Origin of the sequence: Streptomyces aurantiacus (assembly GCF_027107535.1) — a bacterium.
Taxonomy (GTDB): Bacteria; Actinomycetota; Actinomycetes; order Streptomycetales; family Streptomycetaceae; genus Streptomyces.
In genome coordinates this window covers 7,024,742-7,050,997 of sequence record NZ_CP114283.1, presented here as the reverse complement: position 1 = coordinate 7,050,997, position 26,256 = coordinate 7,024,742, and the positions used below count along the sequence as shown (strand labels likewise).

Annotated in this window: 22 protein-coding genes; 17 read left to right on the top strand and 5 right to left on the bottom strand. The window is 71.3% G+C overall.

What is annotated here, in order from left to right:
• Position 1: 1 nt before the first annotated feature.
• Positions 2-637: an MBL fold metallo-hydrolase gene (locus tag O1Q96_RS33315; RefSeq protein WP_269251689.1), complete on the top strand. Its 636-nt coding sequence runs from the start codon at positions 2-4 to the stop codon at positions 635-637.
• Between the two features lie 30 nt (positions 638-667).
• The gene (locus tag O1Q96_RS33310; RefSeq protein WP_269251688.1) at positions 668-1,447 is read left to right on the top strand and encodes an exodeoxyribonuclease III; all 780 of its coding nucleotides are present in this window, start codon (positions 668-670) and stop codon (positions 1,445-1,447) included.
• 167 nt (positions 1,448-1,614) lie between these two features.
• On the opposite strand, the gene O1Q96_RS33305 is transcribed toward O1Q96_RS33310, so the two are convergent.
• Positions 1,615-3,372 (bottom strand): SGNH/GDSL hydrolase family protein, encoded by a 1,758-nt coding sequence (locus O1Q96_RS33305; RefSeq protein ID WP_269251687.1) that lies wholly within the window; start codon positions 3,370-3,372, stop codon positions 1,615-1,617.
• 176 nt (positions 3,373-3,548) lie between these two features.
• On the opposite strand from O1Q96_RS33305, the gene O1Q96_RS33300 reads away from it, so the two are divergent.
• Both O1Q96_RS33300 and O1Q96_RS33295 read left to right on the top strand, forming a co-directional pair.
• Entirely contained in the window at positions 3,549-3,989 is a 441-nt protein-coding gene (locus tag O1Q96_RS33300) for a DUF6278 family protein (protein ID WP_269251686.1), read from the top strand.
• 127 nt (positions 3,990-4,116) lie between these two features.
• Entirely contained in the window at positions 4,117-4,860 is a 744-nt protein-coding gene (locus O1Q96_RS33295) for an amino acid ABC transporter ATP-binding protein (RefSeq protein WP_269251685.1), read from the top strand.
• A gap of 306 nt (positions 4,861-5,166) precedes the next feature.
• Here O1Q96_RS33295 and O1Q96_RS33290 read toward each other — a convergent pair whose 3' ends face one another.
• Together O1Q96_RS33290 and O1Q96_RS33285 are read right to left on the bottom strand one after the other, a co-directional pair.
• Complete coding sequence (locus O1Q96_RS33290; RefSeq protein ID WP_269251684.1) at positions 5,167-6,735, bottom strand: alpha/beta fold hydrolase; 1,569 nt, start codon at positions 6,733-6,735, stop codon at positions 5,167-5,169.
• Between the two features lie 117 nt (positions 6,736-6,852).
• Positions 6,853-7,608, bottom strand: a complete 756-nt coding sequence (locus O1Q96_RS33285) for a hypothetical protein (protein WP_269251683.1) — start codon at positions 7,606-7,608, stop codon at positions 6,853-6,855.
• 104 nt (positions 7,609-7,712) lie between these two features.
• Here O1Q96_RS33285 and ggt point away from each other — a divergent pair, with 104 nt between their 5' ends.
• From ggt to O1Q96_RS33235, 10 genes are all read left to right on the top strand, one after another.
• Positions 7,713-9,524: a gamma-glutamyltransferase gene (gene ggt, locus O1Q96_RS33280; protein WP_269251682.1), complete on the top strand. Its 1,812-nt coding sequence runs from the start codon at positions 7,713-7,715 to the stop codon at positions 9,522-9,524.
• A 244-nt stretch (positions 9,525-9,768) separates the two neighbouring features.
• Complete coding sequence (locus O1Q96_RS33275; RefSeq protein ID WP_269251681.1) at positions 9,769-10,020, top strand: helix-turn-helix domain-containing protein; 252 nt, start codon at positions 9,769-9,771, stop codon at positions 10,018-10,020.
• Between the two features lie 167 nt (positions 10,021-10,187).
• Entirely contained in the window at positions 10,188-12,263 is a 2,076-nt protein-coding gene (locus O1Q96_RS33270; protein WP_419586988.1) for a hypothetical protein, read from the top strand.
• A gap of 293 nt (positions 12,264-12,556) precedes the next feature.
• Positions 12,557-13,399 carry a nitrilase-related carbon-nitrogen hydrolase gene (locus O1Q96_RS33265; RefSeq protein WP_217452960.1) on the top strand — a complete coding sequence of 281 codons (843 nt, stop codon included), beginning with the start codon at positions 12,557-12,559 and terminating at the stop codon, positions 13,397-13,399.
• Positions 13,396-14,682, top strand: coding sequence for an aspartate aminotransferase family protein (locus O1Q96_RS33260; protein WP_269251679.1), 1,287 nt, complete (start codon positions 13,396-13,398; stop codon positions 14,680-14,682). The genes O1Q96_RS33265 and O1Q96_RS33260 overlap by 4 nt, the downstream gene beginning before the upstream one ends.
• A gap of 71 nt (positions 14,683-14,753) precedes the next feature.
• Entirely contained in the window at positions 14,754-16,328 is a 1,575-nt protein-coding gene (locus O1Q96_RS33255) for a PucR family transcriptional regulator (protein ID WP_269251678.1), read from the top strand.
• Between the two features lie 180 nt (positions 16,329-16,508).
• Entirely contained in the window at positions 16,509-17,351 is an 843-nt protein-coding gene (locus tag O1Q96_RS33250) for a nitrilase-related carbon-nitrogen hydrolase (protein WP_269251677.1), read from the top strand.
• Positions 17,352-17,478: 127 nt separating this feature from the next.
• Entirely contained in the window at positions 17,479-18,882 is a 1,404-nt protein-coding gene (gene hydA / locus O1Q96_RS33245; protein ID WP_269251676.1) for a dihydropyrimidinase, read from the top strand.
• Positions 18,883-18,893: 11 nt separating this feature from the next.
• Positions 18,894-19,913, top strand: a complete 1,020-nt coding sequence (locus O1Q96_RS33240) for a TIGR03842 family LLM class F420-dependent oxidoreductase (RefSeq protein ID WP_269251675.1) — start codon at positions 18,894-18,896, stop codon at positions 19,911-19,913.
• A 224-nt stretch (positions 19,914-20,137) separates the two neighbouring features.
• A complete protein-coding gene (locus O1Q96_RS33235; RefSeq protein WP_269251674.1) occupies positions 20,138-21,706 on the top strand; it encodes an NCS1 family nucleobase:cation symporter-1 in 1,569 nt (522 codons plus the stop codon).
• 28 nt (positions 21,707-21,734) lie between these two features.
• Here O1Q96_RS33235 and O1Q96_RS33230 read toward each other — a convergent pair whose 3' ends face one another.
• Positions 21,735-22,397: a hypothetical protein gene (locus O1Q96_RS33230; RefSeq protein ID WP_269253826.1), complete on the bottom strand. Its 663-nt coding sequence runs from the start codon at positions 22,395-22,397 to the stop codon at positions 21,735-21,737.
• 126 nt (positions 22,398-22,523) lie between these two features.
• On the bottom strand, positions 22,524-23,549 hold the full coding sequence (locus O1Q96_RS33225; RefSeq protein WP_269253825.1) for a carboxymuconolactone decarboxylase family protein: 1,026 nt from the start codon (positions 23,547-23,549) through the stop codon (positions 22,524-22,526).
• Between the two features lie 182 nt (positions 23,550-23,731).
• Here O1Q96_RS33225 and O1Q96_RS33220 point away from each other — a divergent pair, with 182 nt between their 5' ends.
• From O1Q96_RS33220 to O1Q96_RS33210, 3 genes are all read left to right on the top strand, one after another.
• Positions 23,732-24,832, top strand: a complete 1,101-nt coding sequence (locus O1Q96_RS33220) for a sensor histidine kinase (protein ID WP_269251673.1) — start codon at positions 23,732-23,734, stop codon at positions 24,830-24,832.
• Positions 24,829-25,497, top strand: coding sequence for a response regulator (locus O1Q96_RS33215; RefSeq protein WP_269251672.1), 669 nt, complete (start codon positions 24,829-24,831; stop codon positions 25,495-25,497). Before O1Q96_RS33220 ends, O1Q96_RS33215 begins: the two co-directional genes overlap by 4 nt.
• A gap of 107 nt (positions 25,498-25,604) precedes the next feature.
• Positions 25,605-26,237: a DUF4232 domain-containing protein gene (locus O1Q96_RS33210; RefSeq protein ID WP_269251671.1), complete on the top strand. Its 633-nt coding sequence runs from the start codon at positions 25,605-25,607 to the stop codon at positions 26,235-26,237.
• The last annotated feature ends 19 nt before the right edge of the window (positions 26,238-26,256 follow it).

Genomic DNA, 26,256 nt, shown 5'->3' with positions numbered 1-26,256 from the left:
CATGAAGCTCACGAAGAAGTCGCACGCCTGTGTCCGCCTGGAGAAGGACGGGCGCACGCTCGTCATCGACCCCGGGGCCTTCAGCGAGATGGACGCCGCGGTCGGAGTGGACGCGGTCCTCGTCACGCACGAGCACCCCGACCACTTCAGTGAGGCACACCTGCGGGCCGGTCTGGAGGCCAGCCCCGGTGCGGAGATCTGGACCCTGAAATCCGTCGCCGAACAGCTCTCGGCCGCGTTCCCGGGCCGTGTGCACACGGTCGGCCACGGCGACACGTTCACCGCCGCGGGCTTCGAGGTACAGGTCCACGGCGAACTGCACGCCGTGATCCACCCGGACATCCCGCGCATCACGAACGTCGGCTACCTCGTCGACGGCGGGCGCGTCTTCCACCCCGGCGACGCCCTCACCGTCCCCGACCGGCCCGTCGAGACGCTGATGCTCCCCGTCATGGCCCCCTGGAGCAAGATCTCCGAGGTCATCGACTACGTCCGGGAGGTGAGGCCCCAGCGCGCGTACGACATCCACGACGCCCTGCTCACCGACCTCGCGCGCCCCATCTACGACCGCCAGATCGGCACCCTGGGCGGCTCCGAGCACCTGCGGCTGGCACCGGGCGAGACCGCCGACCTCTGAGTGTCGGAGGCGCCCGGTAGGTTGTGGGGCATGCGTATCGCCACCTGGAACGTGAACTCGATCACCGCCCGTCTCCCGAGGCTGCTGGCCTGGCTGGAGAGCAGCGGCACGGACGTGCTGTGCATCCAGGAGACGAAGACCACCGCCGAGCAGTTCCCGTCCGAGCAGCTCCGGGAGCTGGGCTACGAGTCGGCGGTGCACGCGACAGGACGGTGGAACGGCGTCGCGGTGGTGTCCCGCGTGGGCCTGGAAGACGTCGTCAAGGGCCTGCCCGGCGACCCGGGCTACGACGCCGTCGAGGAACCCCGCGCCGTCTCCGCGACCTGCGGCCCGCTCCGCGTCTGGTCGGTCTACGTGCCGAACGGCCGCGAGGTGGACCACCCGCACTACGCGTACAAGCTCCAGTGGTTCGAGGCCCTGAAGGCGGCCGTCGCGGGCGACGCGGGCGGCAGCCGCCCGTTCGCGGTGCTGGGCGACTACAACGTGGCGCCGACGGACGACGACGTGTACGACGTGGCCGCCTTCGAAGGCCTCACCCACGTCACTCCGCCGGAGCGCGCCGCCCTCACCGCACTCCGTGAAACCGGCCTTTCGGACGTGGTCCCGCGCCCCCTCAAGTACGACCACCCGTACACGTACTGGGACTACCGCCAGCTCTGCTTCCCCAAGAACCGCGGCATGCGCATCGACCTCGTCTACGGCAACGAACCCTTCGCGAAGGCCGTCACCGACGCCTATGTGGACCGCGAGGAGCGCAAGGGCAAGGGCGCCTCGGACCACGCCCCGGTCGTGGTCGACCTGGACGTGTGACCGGCCCCGGCCAGTAAGGGGCGTGGCAACGGCGCGATCGGCCACGACGCGCCCGCGGCCGGGTACGGCGAGACCCCTTCAGACGCGCGGGAATCCGCGTGCCCGGCCGCGGACGGCCCCGCGCCCATGGACGCCCGGACCCGACCCGCCCCACAAGCGCGCGGCGCCTACAGCAGTTTCAGGTCCACCGACTCGGCCAGCGCGGCGAGCCCCGCTTCTCCTGGGTGCAGATGATCCCCGCTGTCGTAGGCGGGCAGCATCCGCGCCGGATGCCCGGGATCCCGCAGCACCGCGTCGAAGTCGAGCACCCCGTCGAAACCGGAGCCGGACCGGATCCACCGGTTCACCGCGACGCGCTGCGCGTCAGCCGCCGCCGTGCACCGCGCCTCGCCCTCGCAGGGCGCGATCGTCGCGACCAGCACCCGCAGCCCGCGGTCATGAGCCCGGTCCGTGATCTCCCGCAGCCCGGCCACGACCTGCTCCGCGCTCGCTCCCCAGCGGACGTCGTTGACCCCCTGGAAGACGACGGCCGTGCGGGCCGACGTCTGGGCGAGGACGTCCCGGTCGAGGCGGTGCAGCGCGCTCACCCCGCCCGTGTCGGTGGAGACACCGTCCCCGGGGTAGCGGTCCGTGACCACACGGTTCGCCGAGATGCCATGGTTGAGCACGCCATAGCGCGGGACCACGCTCTGATTCAGCAGCCGCGTGGCGAGCACGTTGGGCCAGCGCCGGTTCGCGTCCCGCGTCGACTTCTCGCCGTCCGTGATCGAGTCGCCGAGCAGCACGACGGACCCGGGCCCGTCACCCACGTCGACACCCGTCAGCAGCGGCCAGTTGGTGATCGTCGAGGTGTACGCGTCCGGGGCGGCGTCCGCCGCGTGGTCGCCCGGTGTGCTGACGTACGACTGCTGGACGGCCAGACTGTGCACCGGGGCCGCCGTCACCGTCCCCGGCAGGTGGAAGCTCACCAGCAGATTGCTGTCCGCGGGCACGTCGAACCCCAGCGGATCGCTGAACACCTGTGCCCCGGCCGGGATCGCGGCCCCCTCGGAACCCCGGAAGGAAAGCGGCACGGGAGCGCTGCGCGGGCTCGCCCCGGACGCCTGCACCGCCACACTCGCGCTGCCGATCCGTACGGGTGCGGCCGCGAAGGTGTTGTCGAGCCGGATCCGTACCCGCGGCCCGCCCGCCGAGGTGTGCACCACCAGACGCAGGGTCCGGTCCGTCCACGGCCCGACCGCCGTGTACCCGGAGGTCGACGCTGCCCAACTGCCGGTCCAGCCACGGGTTTCGGAGCGCACCGACAGGGCGAACACATGCAGGTCGCTGTTGTGCGGCAGCTCCACCGAGTCCACCGAGCGCCCTCGGACGAGCGGCACGGTCACGACGTACAGCCGTGCCTTCTCGGTGAGTTGGCCGCCGGGAGTGTTGACGTGGGGGAGGGCCACGGCCTTGGTGGCGAGCGGTCCGCCGCGCCAGTCCGACGCCGTCAGCCGGTACGAGGAGCGTGAGCCGTCGCGGTAGCGCACCGTGCCCGTGCCGCTCTCGTCTCCGCCGCCCGTGCCCGCCACGAGGAAGGCCAGCGCGTCACCGTGACCGCGTACCCGTACGGACTGGCCGTCGGCGCGTACGTTGTCGGGCCTGCCCGGCACCCGGCGGGGCCAGGTCAGGCGGGCGCCCTGAACTGTCAGCGAGCGCCCCGGTGTCCACCCGGCGGCGGTCAGGTCCTGGGCGGACAGGGAGCCGCCCGAGCCGTCGAAGTCCGCCTCGCCGGGCCGCGTGTCGTCGCTGACGGCCGTGTTGTCGAAGAGCCGCTCCAGTGGCAGCGGTCTGTCCTCGGCCCCCGGCGCGGCCGCCGCCGGAACCGTCACCGCCGCCGGCAGCAGAGCCAGAGCGACGGCGGTACCCCAGACACGTCGGCGCACACCGACTCCTCCCACTCACGGACGGATCACTGACGAGGTGACAGATGCACCGTGAAGCTAAGGAGACGACAGGGACTCGTCAATGAGCCAGGGCGAACTGCGTGCGAACTCCCTGGGAACAGGTGTTCCGCGCGCCCTGTGGTGCGCCGGGGCGATACGGATGAAAGGCTGGGTGTATGAACATCCCTTTCCTGGGCAACTGGCGCAAGAAGCGGGGCCCCGCCAGGGGAGTCGCGGTCTTCTCGGACAGCGAGAGCGACCGAGAGGGGGTGGCGGAACTGCTCTCCGAATGCGAACTGCTGCGCTCCCAGGCGCACCAGGCGGGGATCGAACTCGACGACTCCGCGGCCTCGTTGGAGGCACTGGACCAACTGCTGCCACGCTGGCGCGACGACGAGGAGAGCCTGCCGTGGCTCGGCAACGACGCGGGCCTCTATCTGGGCACGGTCATCGTCCGCACGGTTCCCGGCGCGGTCTGGGAGGTCTGGCCGAACGGCCGGCCGGTGGTGCGTCTCGTGTCGGGCCGTGAGATCGACGTGGTCGTCTCGGGCCATGACTGGGCGGCCAGCGGGGTCCCCGAACTCTCGCAGCTGTACGCCGAGGTCGCCGAATCGTGAGGCTGTGGCCTGGACTGACGGCGTAAATACGGCTAATGCCCGAAAAGTGCGTGTCGTGCGGTGGCTCCACTCCTGGATGGATAGTTTGCGGCCATCGCGACACAGCTGAGAGTGGGTAGGGCTGAGCATGTCCGTCGATCCGTTGATCGAGCTGCGTGACGTCAACAAGTACTTCGGGGAGCTGCACGTCCTGCGGGACATCAACCTCACCGTCGGCAAGGGGGAGGTGGTCGTCGTCATCGGCCCGTCGGGATCGGGCAAGTCGACTCTCTGCAGAGCGGTCAACCGTCTGGAGCCCATCCAGTCGGGGGAGATCGAGCTGGACGGACAGCCGCTGCCGGAGGAGGGCAAGGAACTCGCGAAACTCCGCGCCGAGGTCGGGATGGTCTTCCAGTCCTTCAACCTCTTCGCGCACAAGACGGTCCTCCAGAACGTCTCGCTGGCGCAGATGAAGGTGCGCGGCCGGAAGAAGGACCAGGCCGACAAGCGCTCGCTCGAACTCCTCGACCGGGTGGGCCTCGTCTCACAGGCGCCGAAGTACCCGGCGCAGCTCTCCGGCGGTCAGCAGCAGCGCGTGGCCATCGCCCGCGCCCTGGCCATGGATCCCAAGGTGCTCCTCTTCGACGAGCCGACCTCCGCGCTCGACCCGGAGATGATCAACGAGGTTCTGGAGGTCATGCAGCAGCTCGCACGCGACGGCATGACGATGGTCGTCGTCACCCACGAGATGGGCTTCGCGCGCTCGGCGGCCAACCGCGTCGTCTTCATGGCCGACGGCAGCATCGTCGAGGACCGCACCCCCGAGGAGTTCTTCACCAACCCGCGCAGCGACCGCGCCAAGGACTTCCTCTCCAAGATCCTCAAGCACTGAGAGGGGGAGCGCGACCATGATCCGTACGGCATGCGTACGTCCTGCCCCGGCGCCCCGCGCGGTCGCCGCCCATGGTTCGGCCGGTAGGCTCAACTCGCCCTCCAGGCAGGGGAGTCGAGGCCTGCTCATGTCTCCCGTGAGGAGATCCGCCATGCCGGGCGGCCGGCCTGCCCGGACCTCGACTACGCTGTGCCGTTCATCCCCGCGGTGACGGAGGCCGTCGACGACGCCTCGGCCGTACCAGGGACGCTGCTGCCGGGCACGCGGTGGCGAAGGGGCAATGGCCCGCCCGGCAGCAGCCGGTGATCACTGCTCGCGCAGCGGGACCGACACGTACGACGGGTCGGCCTCGGGCGAGGAGAAGGTCAGCTGCGCGCCGGTCGGGTTGTGCTCGATGTAGAGCGGGTCGACCGTGTCGACGACCAGAGCGAGCCGATGCCCTGCCGGGACGTCGTAGGCCGTGGAGAACAGCTCCAGGTCGACGCCGAACGGCTTGCCGGGCGTCTGCCCGTGGAAGGTGAACGGCGCGTTGCTGACCAGCTTGCCGAGGCCGAGCGGGCCCACGTCGTACAGGTACGCGACGAGGGTGCCGCTCTCCTTGGTGCCGGTGAGGGTGGTGTGCAGTTTCGCCGTGCCGCGTACGCGCTGGGCGCTCGCGTACTTCTCCGACTGCCACACGGCGGCGTACCGGCGCGGCAGCAGCGGGATCGACGCCACCGGGGGCACCCGGGTGAGCTGGTCGAGGATGCTGGAGAGCAGGACGATCCCGCCGTCCGCGCCCGAGTTGACGTTCGCGCGGATCGTGGTGGAGCCGGAGAGCGTGATCTTCTTCCGTGTCGCGCCGACCGACTTCCAGTCCGGATAGCCCTCGTAGCCGCCGGTGGAACGGGACATGAGCCGTACGGGCGGCTCGCGGTCGATGCCGTTGTCCTCGCCCTTGAGGTATCGGTCGAACCAGCGCCGGGTGTCCGTCCATACGTCGTTGGGGAGCCCGAACAGGCCGGTCAGCTCGGCGGTGGCGTGGTCGCCGGGCCGGTATTCGAGCCTCTTCGGGCCGGTGAGCCGCTCGTAGAAGTCGGCGTACTGGTTCGGGGAGAAGACCGTGTCGCCCCAGGTGTTGGCGAGCAGGACCGCCGTGCCGTTCTGGTTGATCCGGTCGGCGTAGGTCGCGGGGGAACGTTTCTTCCCCCAGGCGACGAGCTCCGGTTCCTTGGCGAGGTTCGAGGCGAAGAAGTCCTCGAAGGTCTGCCGGACCTCGGCGCTGGGGCGGCCGGTGAGCCGGCCGACGCCGTTCAGCAGGGCGGCCGCCTGGGAGTGCTGGGTGCGTCCCGAGTAGATCGAGCCGATGAGGTCGGCCCAGCCGCTGAGTGAGGCGACGGCCTTGACGCGCTTGTCGTGCGCGGCGGCCAGCAGGCTGATGCCGGCGCCGTAGGAGACGCCCGCCATGCCGATGTGCCGGGCGTCGGCCGGGGTGTGGGCCAGAGCCCAGTCGATCACCTTCGAGGCGTCCGCCACGTCGGGCGGGCCGGCCACTTCTATCTCCCCGCCGGACTGCCAGAAGCCGCGGACGTTGTAAGTGACCACGACATAGCCGGAGTCGGCGAGTTTCCTGGCCTGGGCGAGGTACTCGACCTGTGGCAGGCCCCAGCTCGTGGGCAGCACGACGAGCGGGTACGTGCGCGAGCCGTCGGCGCTCGCGGGCGTGACGACGTTGGCCTTGAGGACCGTGCCGCCGTCACCGGCGATGTCGACGAACCGGATGCCGGCCGGCGCCGCCTCGGCCGCGGGGGCGAGCCCCAGGGCCGTGCCGGCGATCAGGGCAGCCGAGACGGCGCCCACGGCGGTCGTACGCAGGGCCTTGCGCGGGTGTCCCACAGGTCACTCCTCACTCGTGTAAGTGCAAAAGTGACCCGACGGTAACCTCGCCTGCTTACCGCAAGTAACCCGCCGGTAAGTTACGTGCGAGTAACGATCGTTGAAGAGTGGAGGAGGTCAGGAGGCGCGGTGGGAATTGCGTGCGGGCGCCGCCGGAAGTGGGGTCTGGGCGGCACGCGTGACGTCGGCGACCAGCTCGACGACGTCCGGCCCGTACGCCTGCGAGTTCACGACCTTCAGGAGCAGGGCGAAGGAGCTGTCGCCGTGCTTGCGGTACAGCCGTTCGTGGTTGCGGGCCAGATAGCGTGTCGCCGCCTGGTTGGTGATCGCGCGCTGGCCGCAGAAGAGGAACACGGGCCTGCTCGGACCGGGCTGGCCGGCCGTGAGCCGCGCGAGCAGCACGTACTCGGCCAGGCCGGCCTCCATGCGGTGGCGCTCGGTGCCTATCTGGAACGCGAGACGGTCCGGACCCGGTTCCGGGTCGATGTTCACGCGCACACCCGGCAGCATGGCCTGCATGTGGGCGGCCATGCGGCGGTTCGAGCCCGGGCCGCCGACGCAGAACTCGGTGCGTTCCCCGAAGCCCTGCCGGGCCGCGTCCTGGGTGATCACGTCGGCGTGCGCGTTGCAGTCCTTGATCAGGGCCGCGAGTTCCAGGAGCGCGAACACGTCGTAGCGGTGCACCGCCAGGTCGGGGCTGCCGGCGTCACGGTTGACCACGAGCAGCGACTCGGAGTGCTCGGGCAGCCCGAAGAAGGCCTGCTTGCGGCGGAGTTTGCGCTTCCACAGGTAGGTCCGGGCGATCCAGCCCAGCGAGGCGCTGAGGCCCGCCGCGATCACTCCGAGGACGATGTTGCGCACGTCGTCATTCATGGGCGCGCATGCTAGCGGGAGGGCGCACCGGTGTTCGAGAGGGTCCTGACGCGGTCATGGTTACGGGGTTACGCTGCGCGGACGGTCGCTGACTGGAGGTACTGATGGGGCGCTCGGCCGCGCGCAGACTTGCTGTACTGGCGGTTTCGGCCGCTGTGGTGTCGGTGGGGGCGGCGCCGCCCCCGTCGGGAACCGCCGGGGGCACCCCCGGACCGGTGGAGAAGGTCCCGGTCGCCGTCGGATACGGCGGGGCCGTCTCCAGCGTCGACGCGGACGCCTCGGCCGCCGGAATCGAGATCCTCCGCAAGGGCGGCAACGCGGTGGACGCGGCCGTCGCCACCGCGGCGGCCCTCGGCGTCACCGAGCCCTATTCGTCGGGCATCGGCGGAGGCGGCTACTTCGTCTACTACAACGCCAAGTCCCGTACGGTGCACACGGTCGACGGACGCGAGACCGCGCCCCTGACGGCCGACTCGGGACTCTTCCTGGAGAACGGCAGGCCGATCCCGTTCGCGGACGCCGTGACCAGCGGCCTGGGTGTGGGCACGCCCGGCACGCCCGCCACCTGGCAGACAGCACTGGACAGTTGGGGCAGCAAGAGGCTCGGATCGCTGCTGAAACCCGCGGAGCGGCTCGCGCGGGACGGCTTCACCGTCGACGCCACGTTCCGCTCGCAGACCGCGTCCAACGAGGCGCGGTTCAGGAACTTCCCCGACACGGCCGAGCTGTTCCTGCCGGGCGGCGCGCTGCCGGTGGTCGGCTCGACGTTCAGGAACCCCGATCTGGCCCGTACGTACCAGGAGCTGGGCCGGGGCGGCGCGGGCGCGCTGTACCGCGGCAAACTCGCCGAGGACATCGTCGACACGGTGAACAAGCCGCCGGTCGACCCGGCTTCGGGATACGACGCCCGCCCGGGCGACCTGTCCCTGAAGGACCTCGCGAAGTACCGGGCGAAGCGGCAGGCGCCCACGAAGACCTCGTACCGCGGCCTGGACGTCTACTCCATCGCGCCGTCCTCCTCCGGCGGCACGACCGTCGGCGAGGCCCTCAACATCCTTGAGAACACCGACCTTTCGAAGGCCACGGACGACCAGTACCTGCACCGCTTCATCGAGGCGAGCCGGATCGCCTTCGCGGACCGGGGACGCTGGGTGGGCGACCCCGCGTTCGAGGACGTACCGACGAAGGAACTGCTCTCGCAGAAGTACGCCGACTCGCGCGAGTGCCTGATCAAGGACGACGCGGTGCTCACCAGCCCGCTCGCGCCGGGCGACCCCCGCAACCCGGCGGCCTGCGCGGCCGGCGGCAAGGCCGCGCCGACGACGTACGAGGGCGAGAACACCACCCATCTGACGGCGGCCGACAAGTGGGGCAACGTCGTCGCGTACACCCTCACCATCGAGCAGACCGGCGGCAGCGGGATCACCGTCCCGAACCGCGGGTTCATCCTCAACAACGAGCTGACCGACTTCTCCTTCGCCCCGGCGAGCCCGGCCGTGCACGACCCGAACCTGCCCGGGCCCGGCAAGCGTCCGCGCTCGTCCATCTCGCCGACGATCGTGCTCGACCGCCACGCCCGGCCCGTGGTGGCGCTGGGCTCGCCCGGGGGCGCGACCATCGTCACGACGGTCCTCCAGACGCTGACCGGCTTCCTCGACCGGGGCCTTCCGCTCGTCGACGCGATCGCCGCGCCGCGCGCCAGTCAGCGGAACCAGGCGACCACCGAGCTCGAACCGGGCCTGTGGGACAGCCCGTTGCGGACCCGGCTGGAAGCGCTCGGGCACGGGTTCCGGCAGAATCCGGAGATCGGAGCGGCGACGGGTGTCCAGCGTCTGCCGAACGGCAAGTGGCTGGCGGCCGCGGAGACCGTGCGGAGGGGTGGTGGCTCGGCCATGGTGGTACGGCCGGCACCGTAGCCGTCGGCGGTTTGTTGCGCAGTTCCCCGCGCCCCTGGGGGGTGGGGCTCGGGGACTGTTCGCATGTGCCGGCCGTCTTGGGCTTGTCGCGCAGTTCCTCGCCCCCCTGAGCGGGGCGTGCCTGAGGTCGGTTTGCGCGGGGGGCTTGTCCTGTGGGTTTCGTGCCGCCGGGCCAATTGACACACCCGTCGGCGGGCTGATCGGTGCCTGTTCGAGGGGCGGTGGGCGGTATTAGAGTGACGGCATGGTGCGAACCCCGCTGACCCCCGAAGAGCACGAACGCGGCGAGCGGCTCGGGCGGCTGCTGCGCGAGGCCAGAGGCCGCCGCAGCATGGCGGAGGTCGCCATGAGCGCCGGCCTCTCGGCGGAGACCCTCCGCAAGATCGAGACCGGGCGCGCCCCGACCCCGGCCTTCTTCACGGTCGCGGCGCTGGCGCGCGTACTGGGACTCTCGATGGACGAGATCGCCGGCAGATGCGCGCTCGCCGCCGTGTGACGCGCGAGGCGACGGCGCGTCACCACCCGCCGTCTCACGTCACGTTCCGGGTGGGTAACCGCACTCTGCGTTCAGGTCGAAAACTCGTTGTAGCGATTCCGTAACACGAATGGTGTTTTCTACCGGACCGGAGTACTCCAGTCTGGCGTGGGGTGAAGGTAATGGCGGTGGAACAACTCCCGGGCCAGGTGCGGGAGTTCGCGAGGTATTTCGGTGGCCTGCTGTCCCGGCTCGACCAGGGCGGCGGCTGGTGCGGTGTGTTCTGGCAGCGTGACCCCGAGGGGATGCGGGCCTGCCTGGACGGCTGGGAGGTGCCGCCCTGGGACGTCGTACAGGCCATCCTCCAGGACCTCGCCGGCCAGTACGGTGACCGGGCAGCCGCGCAGGAGGCCGAGCGGGCCCGGACGCTGCACGACGCCTCCCTCGCCGCGTACGACGGACGGCCCGGCGGCCGTGACGCCCTCGGTGACCGGCTCGACGTCATGCTGCGCGAACAGCGCTACGCCGCCGAACGGCTCTCGGAGCTCGGCCGGTCGCTCCACGCGGCCACCTCCCAGGCGGAGGCCGACTCCCTGCGCCTCGATCTCGCCTGGGCCCGTGACGACCACGACCGCGCGACGGCCCGCTGCGCCGAACTCCATTCCCGCATGGGTGAGTTGGACCAGCGGACGAAGTACGGGTACGCGCAGGGGGCCCGTACGGGGCCATCCGGCGGTGGCGAAGACCGAGACCGCGGCGAAGGCCAGAACCGCGGTGACGGCCAGGGCCCAGGGCCCGGCGAGGGTGTCTTCTGGGTTGATGAGCCCCGGGACGGTCGTCGCGGTCACGACGGCTCAGGCGGCCCTGGCGATCAGGGCGGGCACGACGGTCGTGACCGGCGCCATGACGGTCACGACGGGCCCGGTGGTGCTGACGGGCGCCGCGGCGGTCCCGAGGGCCCCGGCGGGCGCAGCAGCACCGGCGAGGGCGGAGGTCCCGGCCACGACGGCCGTGACGGTGCTGGCGGACACGGTGGTCGGGACGGGCGCCGCAGCGACTTCGAGGGTCCCGGCGGGCGCGGCGATTCCGGTGAGAGCCGGGAGCGTGGCGGTGACGGGCGCGACGACGCCGGCAGCCACAGCGGTCGCGACGACGGCGGACGCGGTGGCCGTGACGGTCCCGGCGGTCACGACGGCGAGGGGTACGGCCGCCTCGGTGGACGCACGGGCCACGGCGGGGCCGGCATCCGGGGTGACGCCGGCGAGGCTGGTGGCGGCGGATCCGGCCGGCCGGCCGCCCCGCGCGTGGGCGCGCAGCGGCCGGCGCCGGACGAGGACGACTGGCCGGACCTGTGGCGCGACGCCTCCGCCGAGCGGGCCGCCCGGCAGGGCGCCGGACCCGGGCCCGGCACCGCCCCGGCCCACGACCCTGCCGCTTCGCGCAGCGCGGCGACGCCGGCGCCCGCGCCCGGCCGCTCGCCGGCCGAGGCGGCACCCGCCGAAGCCGCCGAGCCCCCCGCTCCCAGGCAACGCTCCAAGCGCCGCGCCCGAGGCGGTGCCCGGGGCGGCGCGCGAGGAGGCGCCCGCTTCGCCGGTATGACGGAGGAGGAGGCCGGCGGCGCCGCTCCCGCCATGCCCGTGCCGCCCGCCGCTGAGCGCACCCTGCGGGGAGCCCGATTCGCGCGCGGCTCCGAGGAGGCCGAGCCGCCGAAGCCGCGGCGCGAGCCGCTCGACGACGAGGCACGGCGGACCACGGTCGAGACGGTCGCGCGGCTCGTGCGGCTGCGGAGCGAGGGCCACAGCGGCGAGGCGCACGTCCTGCTGGTCGAGGCCGCGTACTGGCCCGCGGCCCGCTTCCCGCTCCTCGCCGCCGAGCTGCACCGCGCCGGGCTGGGCGCCGACTGGGCCACCCTCCTCTGGGAGGCGGCCTCCCTGCCCGCCGACCGGCTGGTCGCCGCGGCCGACGCGCTCGCGGCGGCCGGGCGCACGGACGACGGTCAGCAGATGCTGCGCCAGGGCGTCGTGCGCCCCGCTGCCGAGATAGGTGACGCCCTCCTGGGCCTCGTCGAGGGGGACCGGCACCGCGAGGTCCGCGCCCTGCTGGACGCGTACGTCCGCATCCGGACCCCCGAAGAAGCCGTCCGCAGTGTCGAGGCGGCCCCGCAGGTCCTCGCGCCGCTCCTCCTGGAAGCGGCCCGCCATGTCTCGGAGCAGCGCTACTGGGACCTGGTCCACGCCCTCCGGGTGGCGGGCTACACGGCCTGAGGCGATCGACACCGGGGAAGGCCACTGCCGGTGTGCTGCTCCGGCGCTCCGGCCCGCCTGTCCAGCCAGGGGCGCGGGGCCGGTATCGCGCGTCCCCGCCGACCCGTCCCCACGCACCGAGGGCGCCCCCGCCGGCGCGTCGGGGCTAACCCACAGGGGTAGGAAACATGATCGACTCCGCCGGTTAACGACGATGGTCTTGCCCAGCGCAGCGCCGCGGCTTACTTTCAGGGCTCTACGCCCAGTGTCTACGGGCGTAGAGGCTCTCTGACGTCACGTCGAAGGAGCAGCTCATGGCCAACGTCGTACGCGCCGCTCTGGTCCAGGCCACCTGGACCGGCGACACCGCATCCATGGTCGCCAAGCACGAGGAGCACGCCCGCGAGGCGGCCCGTCAGGGCGCGAAGATCATCGGATTCCAGGAGGTCTTCAACGCCCCCTATTTCTGCCAGGTCCAGGAGCCGGAGCACTACCGCTGGGCGGAGCCGGTACCGGACGGCCCGACCGTCACCCGTATGCGGGAGCTCGCACGCGAGACCGGCATGGTCGTCGTGGTCCCGGTGTTCGAGGTCGAGCAGTCCGGCTTCTACTACAACACCGCCGCGGTCATCGACGCCGACGGCACCTACCTCGGCAAGTACCGCAAGCACCACATCCCCCAGGTCAAGGGCTTCTGGGAGAAGTACTACTTCAAGCCGGGCAACCTCGGCTGGCCCGTCTTCGACACCGCGGTCGGCAAGGTCGGCGTCTACATCTGCTACGACCGCCACTTCCCGGAGGGCTGGCGCCAGCTCGGCCTGAACGGCGCGCAGATCGTCTACAACCCGTCGGCGACCTCCCGGGGCCTGTCCGCCCACCTGTGGCAGCTGGAGCAGCCGGCCGCCGCCGTCGCCAACGAGTACTTCGTCGCCGCGATCAACCGTGTCGGCGAGGAGGAGTACGGGGACAACGACTTCTACGGGACGTCGTACTTCGTCGACCCGCGAGGGCAGTTCGTCGGTGAGCGGGCGAGCGACAAGGGTGAGGAACTCGTCGTCCGCGACCTCGACTTCGACCTGATCGAGGAGGTCCGCCGGCAGTGGGCCTTCTACCGGGACCGCCGCCCCGACGCGTACGAAGGACTGGTCCAGCCGTGAGCAACGAACTCCATCAGCGCCATCAGGCCGTCCTGCCCGACTGGCTGGCCCTCTACTACGCCGATCCCGTCGAGCTCACCCACGGCGAGGGCCGCCACGTCTGGGACGCCGAGGGCAACAAGTACCTCGACTTCTTCGGCGGCATCCTCACCACGATGACCGCGCACGCCCTGCCCGAGGTGACGAAGGCCGTCAGTGAGCAGGCAGGCCGGATCAACCACTCCTCCACGCTCTACCTGAACCGGCCGATGGTCGACCTGGCCGAGCGGATCGCCAAGCTGTCGGGCATCCCGGACGCGCGCGTGTTCTTCACGACCTCGGGCACCGAGGCCAACGACACCGCACTGATGCTGGCCACCGCGTACCGCCGCAGCAACCAGATCCTGGCGATGCGCAACAGCTACCACGGCCGCTCGTTCAGCGCGGTCGGCATCACCGGCAACAAGGGCTGGTCCCCGACCAGCCTCTCGCCCCTCCAGACGCTGTACGTGCACGGCGGCGTCCGCACCCGGGGCCCGTTCGCCGACCTCGACGACGCCGGCTTCGTCGCGGCCTGCGTCGCCGACCTGGAGGACCTGCTCGGGCATGTCCGCCCGCCCGCGGCCCTGATCGCCGAGCCCGTTCAGGGCGTCGGCGGCTTCACCTCACCGCCCGACGGCCTGTACGCGGCGTTCCGTGAGGTCCTCCAGGAGCGCGGCATCCTGTGGATCGCCGACGAGGTGCAGACCGGCTGGGGCAGGACCGGCGACAACTTCTGGGGCTGGCAGGCACACGGCCAGAACGGCCCGCCGGACATCCTCACCTTCGCGAAGGGCATCGGGAACGGCATGTCCATCGGCGGGGTCGTGGCCCGCGCCGAGATCATGAACTGCCTGGACTCCAACTCCATCTCGACCTTCGGCGGCACCCAGGTCACGATGGCCGCCGGCCTCGCCAACCTCACGTACCTCCTGGAACACGACCTCCAGGGCAATGCCCGCAGGGTCGGCGGTCTCCTCATCGAACGGCTGCGGGCCATCACCGCCCAACTGCCGGGCGTACGGGAGGTCCGGGGCCGGGGCCTCATGATCGGCGTCGAGCTGGTGCGGCCCGGTACGGACCGGGCCGACCCGGACGCGGCCGCCGCCGTACTCGAAGCGGCCCGTGAGGAAGGCCTGTTGATCGGCAAGGGCGGCGGTCACAGCACCAGCGTCCTGCGCATCGCCCCGCCGCTGTCGCTCACCGTCGCCGAGGCCGAGGAGGGCGCCGGGATCCTGGAGCGCGCTCTGCGGAGCAGGCTCTGAGGGAGCGCGGGCTCCGACGGGGCGTCGCCTCCGAGGAGTGTTCAGCAACGCAAGATTGAAGGTTCGCCGCCATGACCACCTCCTTGGAACCCGCCCTGTCCGTCCGGCAGGTCCTCGCCCTGGAGCGGGTGCTCGCCGGGGAGCCCGAGGTGGTGGCCGGCGCGGGCCAGCTCGACCGGCCCGTGCGCTGGGTGCACGTCGCCGAGGCCGCCGACGTCGGTGTGATGCTCAGCGGCGGCGAGATGGTCCTCACCACAGGTGTGCTCCTCGCGGGCGACCCGGAGGCCCAGGCCGAGTACATCCGCTCGCTGCACCGCGCGGAGGCCGCGGCCGTCGTCCTCGGACTCGGCCGGGCCTTCCCCGCGCCGCCCGAGGTGATGCGCCGGGCGGCCGAGCGGTGCGGGCTGCCCATGGTGGTCCTGCACCGCCCGTTCCCCTTCGCCGAACTCACCGAAGAGGTGCAGTCGCGCCTCGTCCGGCGGAAGTTCGCGGCCGTCAGCCTCTCGGAGGCCGTACGGACGGCGCTGACCGGACTGATCACGGCGGGCGCTCCGCTGCAGCGGATGCTCGACGAGATCGCGGGTCACAGCGCCTGCCCGGTGGTGGTCACCAACCTCGCCCACCGCGTCCTCGCCACGGCGGGGGAGCGGTCCGCGGTCGACGACGTCCTGCGCGACTGGGAGCGCATCGCGCGGCAGGCCGGCGCGAGCGAGGGCGACGGCTGGGTCCGCGCCGAGCTGGGCGGGCGCGGTGAGCGCTGGGGCCGCATCGTGCTGTGCGGCTACCGCGGCGACGCCGCCACAGGACGGCTGCTCGCCGACCGCGCCGCCGAGGCCCTGGTCCTGCACCGCATGCTCGGCGGCCCCGCGCCCTCCTGGGAGGAGCAGTCCGCGCAGAGCCTGCTCACCGACCTGGTCTCCGGAGTCGTCCCGGCCAGGCAACTGCTGCCCCGGGCCCGCGCGGCCGGCCTGCCCGTCAACCGCCGGACGTTCGTACCCCTGGCCGTACGAGGCGCCGAGGCGGCCCAACTCGACCGCGTACTACGCCTGTTGGGGCTGCCCGGACTGGTCGCCGAACTGGCTGACGGGGTCACCGCCGTACTGCTGAGCCTCGCCAGGGACCAGGACGCCGAAGCCCTCGCCGCACACTTCGCCACCCGGCTGCGTACGGAGTCGGGGGGCGACAGGGCGGAGGCCGGCAAAGCCGTCGTCGCCGCCGCGGACGCGCGGACCGGGTGGGACGACCTGCCCGCCGGACTGCGCGAGGCCAGGCACGTGGCCGACGCCGTCGCAGAGAGCCCGACCGACCTCGACCTGCCGGCCGTGGTGCGACTGAAGGACGTACACCTGCGCGGGCTGGTCCGGCTGCTGCGGGACGACCCGCACGTCCAGTCCTTCGCGGAACGTGAACTGGACGGGCTGCTGTGCGGCGCCGACGCCGAGTCGGAGCTGCTGCCGGTGCTGCGCACGTATCTCGCCACGGGCCGCAACAAGTCGCGCACCGCGCAGCTCCACCATGTCTCCCGACCCGCCCTCTACCGGCGGCTGGAGGCCATAGAGGCGCGGCTCGGCGTCGACCTCGACGACTTCGAACAGGCCACGTCCGTACACATCGCCCTCCTCGCGCACGACGCGCAACAGAGCTGAGACCGAAGGCGCGCAACAGGACCGCAACACCCGAAGACCTGGGAAAACGGTGGTGAAACATGGGGCTGCGCAAGGGTGACACCGTGGAACGCCATACGCCCGCAGACGTGACACGCTGCAACTCAAACCGGCTCGCCGGCCTTCCTAAGCTCGCCGCACACCGAGTGACCGGAGGTCCCGATGAGCAGAGTGATCCGCGCCGCCGTCTTCCAGACCGCATGGACGGGCGACAAGGAATCGATGATCCAGGTCCACGAGCAGGCGGCCCGCGACGCGGCCGCGCAGGGTGCTCAGGTCCTGTGCTTCCAGGAACTGTTCTACGGGCCCTACTTCTGCCAGGTCCAGGACAAGGCGTTCTACGAGTACGCCGAGCAGATCCCCGAGGGCCCGATCGTGCGGCGCTTCCAGGCGCTGGCGAAGGAGCTGGGCATCGTCCTCGTACTGCCCATGTACGAGGAGGAGCAGCCCGGCGTCCTCTACAACACCGCGGCGGTGATCGACGCCGACGGCTCGTACCTCGGCAAGTACCGCAAGCACCACATCCCGCAGGTCGAGGGCTTCTGGGAGAAGTTCTACTTCCGTCCCGGCAACGCCGGCTGGCCGGTCTTCGACACCGCCGTCGGCAGGATCGGCGTCTACATCTGCTACGACCGGCACTTCCCGGAGGGTTGGCGTGCCCTCGGCCTCGCCGGAGCCGAGATCGTCTTCAACCCGTCGGCCACCTCGCGCGGACTGTCCTCCTACCTCTGGCAGTTGGAGCAGCCCGCGGCGGCCGTCGCCAACGAGTACTTCGTGGGTGCCATCAACCGCGTGGGCGTCGAGGAACTGGGCCCCAACGACTTCTACGGGACCTCGTACTTCGTGGACCCCGAGGCCCAGTTCGCCGGAGAGGTGGCGAGCGACAAGGAGACCGAACTCGTCGTCCGCGACCTGGACATGGCCAAGCTGCGGACCGTGCGCGACCGCTGGCAGTTCTACCGCGACCGCCGTCCGGACGCGTACGAGCCGCTGACGGCCCCCTGACCGGGGCTCTGTCGGGGTTACCGGTGCCCGTGCCCCGTGAGGGGCGCGGGGAACGGCGCGACCAGCCACGAACCACCCGTACGTTCCGACCGCCCTCCACCGGGGTGCCCACGACAGGAGAGGGAACATGAGCAGCCGAACCGTCATCCGCGGTGGCCTCGTCATCACCGCGTCCGACGAACTGCACGCGGACGTCCTCGTCGAGGACGGCCGCATCGCCGCCCTCGCCGCAGCCGGCACGTCCGCCGCCGAGTCCTGGACGGCCGAGCGGACCATCGACGCCACCGGGAAGTACGTGATTCCGGGCGGCGTCGACGCACACACCCACATGGAGCTGCCGTTCGGCGGCACCTTCGCCTCCGACTCCTTCGAGACCGGCACCCGGGCCGCGGCCTGGGGCGGTACGACCACGATCATCGACTTCGCCGTCCAGAGCGTCGGCCGCTCGCTGCGCGAGGGCCTCGACGCCTGGAACGCCAAGGCCGACGGCAAGTGCGCCATCGACTACGGCTTCCACATGATCGTCTCCGACGTGAACCAGGAGACGCTCAAGGAGATGGACCTGCTGGTGGGGGAGGGCGTGACCTCCTTCAAGCAGTTCATGGCCTACCCCGGCGTCTTCTACAGCGACGACGGACAGATCCTGCGCGCGATGCAGCGCTCCGCCGAGAACGGCGGCCTGATCATGATGCACGCGGAGAACGGCATCGCGATCGACGTCCTGGTGGAACAGGCGCTCGCCCGGGGCGAGACCGACCCCAGGTACCACGGCGAGGTCCGCAAGGCCCTCCTCGAAGCCGAGGCCACCCACCGTGCCATCAAGCTCGCGCAGGTCGCCGGAGCGCCGCTGTACGTCGTCCACGTCTCGGCGCAGGAGGCCGTCGCCGAGCTGGCCCGGGCACGCGACGAGGGCCTGAACGTCTTCGGCGAGACCTGCCCGCAGTACCTGTTCCTGTCCACGGACAACCTCGCGGAACCGGACTTCGAGGGCGCGAAGTACGTGTGCTCGACACCGCTGCGGCCCAAGGAGCACCAGGCCGCCCTGTGGCGGGGGCTGCGCACGAACGACCTCCAGGTGGTCTCCACCGACCACTGCCCCTTCTGCTTCGTGGGCCAGAAGGACCTCGGCCGGGGCGACTTCTCGAAGATCCCCAACGGTCTGCCGGGCGTCGAGAACCGCATGGACCTGCTCCACCAGGCCGTCGTCGACGGACACATCTCGCGCCGCCGCTGGATCGAGATCGCCTGCGCCACCCCGGCCCGGATGTTCGGCCTGTACCCGAAGAAGGGGACGATCGCGCCGGGCGCCGACGCGGACGTCGTCATCTACGACCCGCACGCCGAACAGATCATGTCCGCCGAGACCCACCACATGAACGTCGACTACTCGGCGTACGAGGGCAGGCGCACCACCGGCCGCGTCGAGACGGTTCTGTCGCGGGGCGAACTCGTCATCAACGAGCGGGAGTTCACCGGACGCGCCGGACACGGCGTCTACACCCCCCGCTCCACCTGTCAGTACCTGAACTAGGAGTGGCGCAGATGGACTTCGGACTCGTCCTGCAGACCGACCCCCCTGCCTCCCGCGTCATCAGCCTGATGAAGCGGGCCGAGCGCAACGGCTTCACGTACGGCTGGACCTTCGACTCCGCCGTGCTCTGGCAGGAGCCGTTCGTCATCTACAGCCAGATCCTCTCCAACACCACGAAGCTGACGGTCGGTCCGATGGTCACCAACCCGGGCACCCGCACCTGGGAGGTCACCGCCTCGACCTTCGCCACGCTCAACGACATGTTCGGCAACCGCACCGTCTGCGGCATCGGACGCGGCGACTCCGCGATGCGGGTGGCCGGCCGCAAACCCAACACCCTCGCGCGGATCAGCGAGGCCATGAAGGTGATCCGCGCGCTCGGCCGGGGCGAGGAGGCCGACCTCGGCGGCACGGTCGTCAGGTTCCCGTGGATCAGGCCGGGCGCCGAACTCCCGGTGTGGATGGCCGCGTACGGCCCGAAGGCCCTGAAGATGACCGGTGAGGAGGCCGACGGCTTCATCCTCCAGCTGGCCGACCTGTACCTCACCGAGTACATGGTCAAGGCCGTGAAGACCGCGGCGGCCGAGGCCGGACGCGACCCGGACGACGTCAAGATCTGTGTCGCGGCGCCCGCCTACGTCACCGAGGACGACTCGCCCGAGGCACTCGCCCACGCACGTGAGCAGTGCCGCTGGTTCGGCGGCATGGTCGGCAACCACGTGGCCGACCTCGTCTCCAAGTACGGCGAGCACTCCGCCGCCGTCCCCGACGAACTCACCGAGTACATCAAGTCCCGCGAGGGCTACGACTACTCCCACCACGGACGCAGCGGAAACCCCGACACGCAGTTCGTGCCCGACGAGATCGTCGACCGGTTCTGCCTGATCGGCACGGCCGAGCAGCACATCGCGAAACTGAACGCCCTCCGCGCGCTGGGCGTCGACCAGTTCGCCCTGTACGACATGCATGACGCCCAAGAAGCGGTCATCGAGGCGTACGGATCGACGGTCATTCCCGCCGTCAACAGTTGACGGCCTGCCCCGACGGGCTCGACGACCTCATCGGTCGCCGGCCGGTCCGGCCATCGACGGCCGGTCCGTCCGTCCACCGGTGACAATCCCCGCTTCCTCCGGTCCACCCGCTCCCTCCACACAAGTCGTCCCCTTCCCACCTCCCCGGGAAGGGGACCGCACCACCTCCCCCACGGCGCCACCCGCACGGCCTTTCCCGTCCCACCTCATCGATTGGCCTGCCCATGACCGAAACCGTCCCCACGGGGCCGCCGATATCCCAGTCCGCCGACGCCGACGGCCGGATCGAACTCGGCCCCGGGGCCTTCCCCTCCGACAGTCCCTTCGCCAACGAGGACCTGCGTCCCGTCCCGCTCTCCGAGCGCAAGTGGACGACGTACAACTTCGCGGCGCTGTGGATCTCCATGGCCCACTGCATTCCCAGCTGGACCCTCGCCTCGGGCCTGGTGGCCCTCGGCATGGACTGGAAGCAGGCCGTCTTCACCATCGCGCTGGCCAACATCATCGTGCTGCTGCCGATGCTGGCCACCGGTCACGCGGGTCCCAAGTACGGCATCCCGTTCCCCGTCCTCGCCCGGGCCTCCTTCGGTCTGCGCGGGGCCAACATCCCGGCGCTGATCCGCGCCGCCGTGGCCTGCGGCTGGTTCGGCATCCAGACCTGGATCGGCGGCAGCGGCATCTTCGTCCTGGGTTCCAAGCTGACCGGCGGTGAATGGGAGAACGCGGGGAAGATCGCGGGTCACCCGTGGCCCCTGTGGCTCTGCTTCCTGCTGTTCTGGGCGCTGCAGATCGCCATCATCTACCGCGGTATGGACTTCCTCCGGCACTTCGAGAACTGGGCCGCTCCCGTCGTGATTATCGGCGCGTTCGTGCTGCTGATCTGGATCGCGGTCAAGGCCGACGGCTTCGGCGCGCTGCTGTCCCAGCCCTCGAAGCTCGGCTGGGGAGCGGACTTCTGGCCGGTCTTCTTCCCCTCCCTGATGGGCATGATCGGATTCTGGGCGACCCTTTCGCTCAACATCCCCGACTTCACCCGCTTCGGCGCCAGCCAGAAGGCCCAGACCTGGGGGCAGACCCTCGGCCTGCCCACGACGATGACCCTCTTCGCGATCCTCGCCGTGCTGGTCACCTCCGGCTCCGAGGTCGTCTACGGCGAGGCGGTCTGGGACCCGGTCGCCCTCGCGGCCAAGACCGACAACGCCTTCGGTCTGCTCTTCGCGCTCTTCATCGTGCTGATCGCCACGGTCTCCGTGAACATCGCGGCGAACGTGGTCTCACCCGCGTACGACCTGTCCAACCTGGCGCCGAAGTTCATCAACTTCCGCACGGGCGCGCTGATCACGGGCGTCATCGGCATCCTGATCTTCCCGTGGAAGCTGATCTCCACCCCCGAGTTCTACATCTTCACCTGGCTCGGTGTGGTCGGAGGACTGCTCGGCACGGTCGCGGGCATCCTGATCGCCGACTACTGGATCATCCGCCGTACGGTCCTGCACCTCGTCGACCTCTACACACCCGGCGGACGCTACTGGTACACGAACGGCTGGAACTGGCGGGCGGTGCTGGCCTTCGCGGTCGGCGGTGTCCTGGCCGTCGGCGGCTCGTACTCGAACGTCGACGCCGAGGGGGCGAAGCTCGGCCCGTTCCCGGTCGACGGACTCATCCCGTTCCTCAAGCCGCTCGCGGACTACGGATGGGCGGTCGGCCTCGCCTCGTCGCTCGTCCTGTACGTCGCGCTGATGGCACCACTGGCACGGGCCGAACGGGAGGAGCCCGCGGGCAGGACCGGCTGACAACGGCCGGCCGCGCCGGAGGCCCGCTCTACTGAGCGGCCTCCAGCGCGGCCATCCCCTCCTTGGCGGCCTTGATGGCGCCCTTGTTGATCTCGTCCGTGGCGGGCGCCTTCTTGGACTCGAAGTCACTGCCGTTGTACGTGACGACCACCAGGGCGTTGGACGCGCGGACGATCACCATGCCCTCGCGCGTCTGCTGCTTGTCGGCGGTGGTGAGGTTCACCACCGAATAGGCCTCGTCCCCGACCCCGGGGACCACGCCGCCGCCGCTCTTCTCCGTCGTGCGCTGCTTGTAGGCGGCCAGAGCGGTCTGGTCGGACTTCTTGATCTCGTACGAGATGTCGAGCCAGCGGTAGTCGAAGCCCTTGAGCGCGTTCCAGGAACAGGTGCGGCGCAGCGACTCGTCGGTCGAGGGGATCTCCTTGCCGGCCGCCTTGGCGCCGGGCACCAGCGAGGACACCGTCTTCTTCGTCACGCCCTCGCAGGGCGCCGGAGAGGTGCGGTACGTGCGGCTCGCCGCCGCGGTCGACGGCGCCGACGGTGAAACCCCGCCGTCGGGAGCCGCCTTGTTCTCCGCGGCCGGAGTCGCGGCGAACGGTCCGGACGACAGCGCCCAGCCGGCCGCGGCGAGCACGACGACCGGCGCCAGACGCGCGGTGAGAGCGAGAGGAAGAGAACGCACGGCGCACATTTCGTGGGAGACGGTGCGGAGGAGTCCGCACAGCGGACGGGACGCCAGTGTCACATGCGTGGCTGTGGGGCGAAAGGGCGAACTCGCTCCGTGCCCGCCCGGTGACAGGGACTCGGTCTCAGGGGCTCACTCCCGGCGGCCGGGGACGTTTTGCGGTACGCCGGTGTCCAGGGGCAGCGCCCGCTCGATGCGGTCCACGGCGGCGAACGCGCCGTAGGCGACCAGCTGGACCAGACAGTGGTCCGTGTACGGCGGCCGCTTCCAGGCGGCCACGTCCTCGTCGGTGATCCGGTACGGGGCCAGCGCGGCCAGCATCGCCAGCCGCGCTCCGGGCCGGTCCGCCCGGTCCGGCAGGGCGTCCCACACCAGCGGCTGATGCGTACCGTCCCAGGCCGCGACCGTGTCCTGTACGAGGGTCCGGTCGGCCTCGGTCAGCAGCCCGGCGCCGGCCATGGCCGCCGCCCGCAGGGCCGCGTAGGCCGGTCCGACCGCCGTGCCGGCCGCCCAGGACGGGCCGGGACCCGCGTCACCCTCGAGCAGCGCGAGGCTCGTGCCCGGGGTGAGACGCCTGCGCAGGGTCTTCGCCACGGAACGGCCGACGAGGCTGCGGACCGGCCTGAACCGCTGGACGTTGCCCGGCAGCAGGTTCTCGGTCAGCAGGGCCGAGACGATCCGGTTGATGAAATGGAAGGACAGGGCGGTACCCACGTACGCCGCGGTGTGACCGGCGAAGAACGGCAGCGGGGTGAGGTCCGCACTGCCCGGGATCCGGGTCGCCTCGCCCCAGGCGAGCATGCGCGCCTGCACCTCCTTCTCCGGACGCTCGCCGCGGGCCACACGCTCCGCGAGCGCGTGGTCGCCGGTGGCGTGCAGCAGGACGGTGTGCGCGTCCACACAGAACGGGCACCTGTTGGCGCGCGACACCCCGAGGGCGGCCAGCTCCTTGCCGGTGCGGCTGCCGTCGCCCGCGAGCAGCGACTCCCGCATCAGGGCCCAGGCGGCGGCGAGCAGTTCGGGCGCGGAGGACAGGACGACGAAGGTGGAGGCGCCGTCGATGCCGAAGTCCTCCGCGATCTGGCGGTGGATGTCGGCGGTGCGGCCGGTGGCCGACCTGGGCGGCAGGGGCTCGGTGTAGCGGAACGGCGCGGTCAGGATGGGTGGCGTCATGTGCAGAACCCTGGCTTCCCGGGGCGCCGTCACGCGTCGTACGGCCGGAGGCAGTCGGGGATGCGCCGACGCGACCGGCCCGCGCGTCCCACTACTGCGCCGGGAGTAGTCCCGGGCCCGTCCACAGGGCTGACGCTCTTGTCGGCACGGCGGTCTACGGTACGGACATGAGCGCGGACCAGGTCACTCTCAAGCGGCTCGCCGACGTGGCACTGGCCGTCGTGATCGGCGCCCTCGTGGTGTCCGCGGCGGCCTTCGACGACGGCACCACGGCGGTCGACCTCGCGCTGATCGGGACCGGCTCGCTCGCGCTGTGCGCCTACCGTGCGGCGCCCCGCGCGGTGCTCGCCGTCACCACGGCGGCCCTGACCGTCCATGTGCTGCACGCCGACCCCGGCCCGGTGTCCGCCCTCCCTGTGGTGGCCGCCGTCCACACCGCCGCGCAGGCGGGGCACCGGGCCGTGGGCGCGGCCGCGAGCGTGGTGTTCCTGGGTGCGTACCTCGCGGCGGGTCCCGTGTCGCAGGGCACCGTCGAGCGGACCGCACTGCTGGCCGGCTGGTTCCTGTGCGCCGTCGTGACCGGTCTCGCCGGGCGCAACTGGCAGGCGTATCTGCGCCAGACGGAACAGCGCGCCCTGGAGGCCGAGCGCACCCGCGAGGAGGCGGCGCTGCGCCGGGCAGGTGAGGAACGCCTGCGCATCGCCCGCGAGTTGCACGATTCCCTGACCCACAGCATCTCCATCGTCAAGCTCCAGGCGGGCGTCGCCGTCCACCTCGCGCGCAAGCGGGGCGAAGAGATACCCCCGGCCCTGCTCGCCATCCAGGAGGCCGGCGGGGAGGCCATGCGCGAACTGCGCGCCACCCTTGAGGTGTTGCGCACCGACGAGCCGACCGGCACCCCGGCACTGCTCGTGGAGCGGGCCCGGGCGGCGGGCCTCGCCGTCGCGCTGACCGTGACGGGCCGCGAGCGTCCGCTGGCGGCGACCGTGGACCGCGCCGCGTACCGCATCGTCCAGGAAGCACTCACGAACGCCGCACGGCACGCGGGGCCCGCCAAGGTCGCCGTCGAACTTGCATACGGGGAAGGGGAGTTGACGATTCGCGTCGATGACGACGGCGCCGCCGAAGCGTCCCGCCCGCCCGCCGAGGGCATCGGCCTCACCGGTATGCGCGAGCGGGTCACGGCGCTCGGCGGCACCCTGCACGCCGCGCCCCGCGCGGAAGGCGGCTTCTCGGTGCGGGCCGGCCTGCCGCTGGAGCACGTGTGATCCGGGTCGCGCTCATCGACGACCAGGCCCTCATGCGGGCCGGGTTCCGGGCCCTCCTGGAGGCCGAGGACGGCATCGAGGTGGTCGGTGAGGCCGCCGACGGTGAGCAGGGCGTGGCGCTGGTGCGCGCCCAGATGCCGGACATCGCCCTGGTCGACGTCCAGATGCCGGTGATGACGGGCATCGAGGCGACCCGCCGCATCGCCGCCGACCCGCGGCTGTCCGGCGTCCGCGTGGTGATGCTGACCAACTACGGCCTCGACGAGTACGTCTTCGAGGCGCTGCGGGCCGGTGCCAGCGGCTTCCTGCTCAAGGACACCGAGCCGGCCGACCTGCTGCAGGCCATCGAGGTCGTCACGCGCGGCGAGGCCCTGCTGTCGCCGTCCGTCACCCGCACGCTGATCGGCGAGTTCGTGGCCCGGCCGCCGGACCGGGCGAAGGCACCCGGCCTGGAGTGCCTGACCCGCCGCGAGCGCGAGGTCACCGCGCTCGCCGCCCGCGGCCTCACCAATGAGGAGATAGCCGCCCACATGGTCATCAGCCCCTTCACCGCCAAGACCCACATCAGCCGTGCGATGACCAAGCTCGGCGCACGTGACCGTGCCCAACTGGTCGTGTTCGCCTACGAGTCGGGGCTGGTCACGGCACGCGGGCAGGCTCACTGACGGAAGACGGGACGACGACGGACGGAGAGACGGCAGGCGGCCGGACCGGACAGCGGCCCGAGGAAGGTGGAGGGACGCCCACGCAGGTCCCGTGTGATGATCGGCGCGTGATCGCGATACGCCCTGGACCGTTGCGCAACGCCGCCCTCGTCTGCCTGCTGACGCTGGCCGCGAGCGGCTGCGGGCTCTCCGCCGAACTGGACCGTGAGAGCAACCCCGAACGCGAGCCCACACCGACGCGGACCCTGACGGTGGAGCCGCCCCCGCGCCCGTCCGCGCCCCCCGAGCCGTCTCCGGCCGTCTCCGGCCTGCAGGCGCAGGACTGCCCGGCGTCCGGTCTGCGCTTCCACGCCGACCGGGGCGACGGAGCCATGGGACTGCGTGCCATGGGCCTCGACGTCACCAACTGCGGCAAGAAGCCTCACGAGTTGAACGGTTATCCGGCCATCACCGTCCTCGACTCGAGGGGTGTGCCCATCGTCGGCGTACGGACCGTCCAGGGCACGGACGAGGTGTCCATGGCGCCGGAGGACCCCGGACCCCGGCCGCTGACCCTCGAACCGGGCGAGTCGGCGCACGCGAGCCTTTACTGGCGCATGCACCACCAGGACGGCGTGTACCTCCGCGTCGCCCCGGAGAAGGGGGAGGACACCGTGACCGTACGGCCCCCGTACCCGCTCGACATCGGTCCCGAGAACATTCTGGGGACGACGGCCTGGCGGCCCTCGGAGCCCCGGTAGCGCAGGCGTGCGTACGATC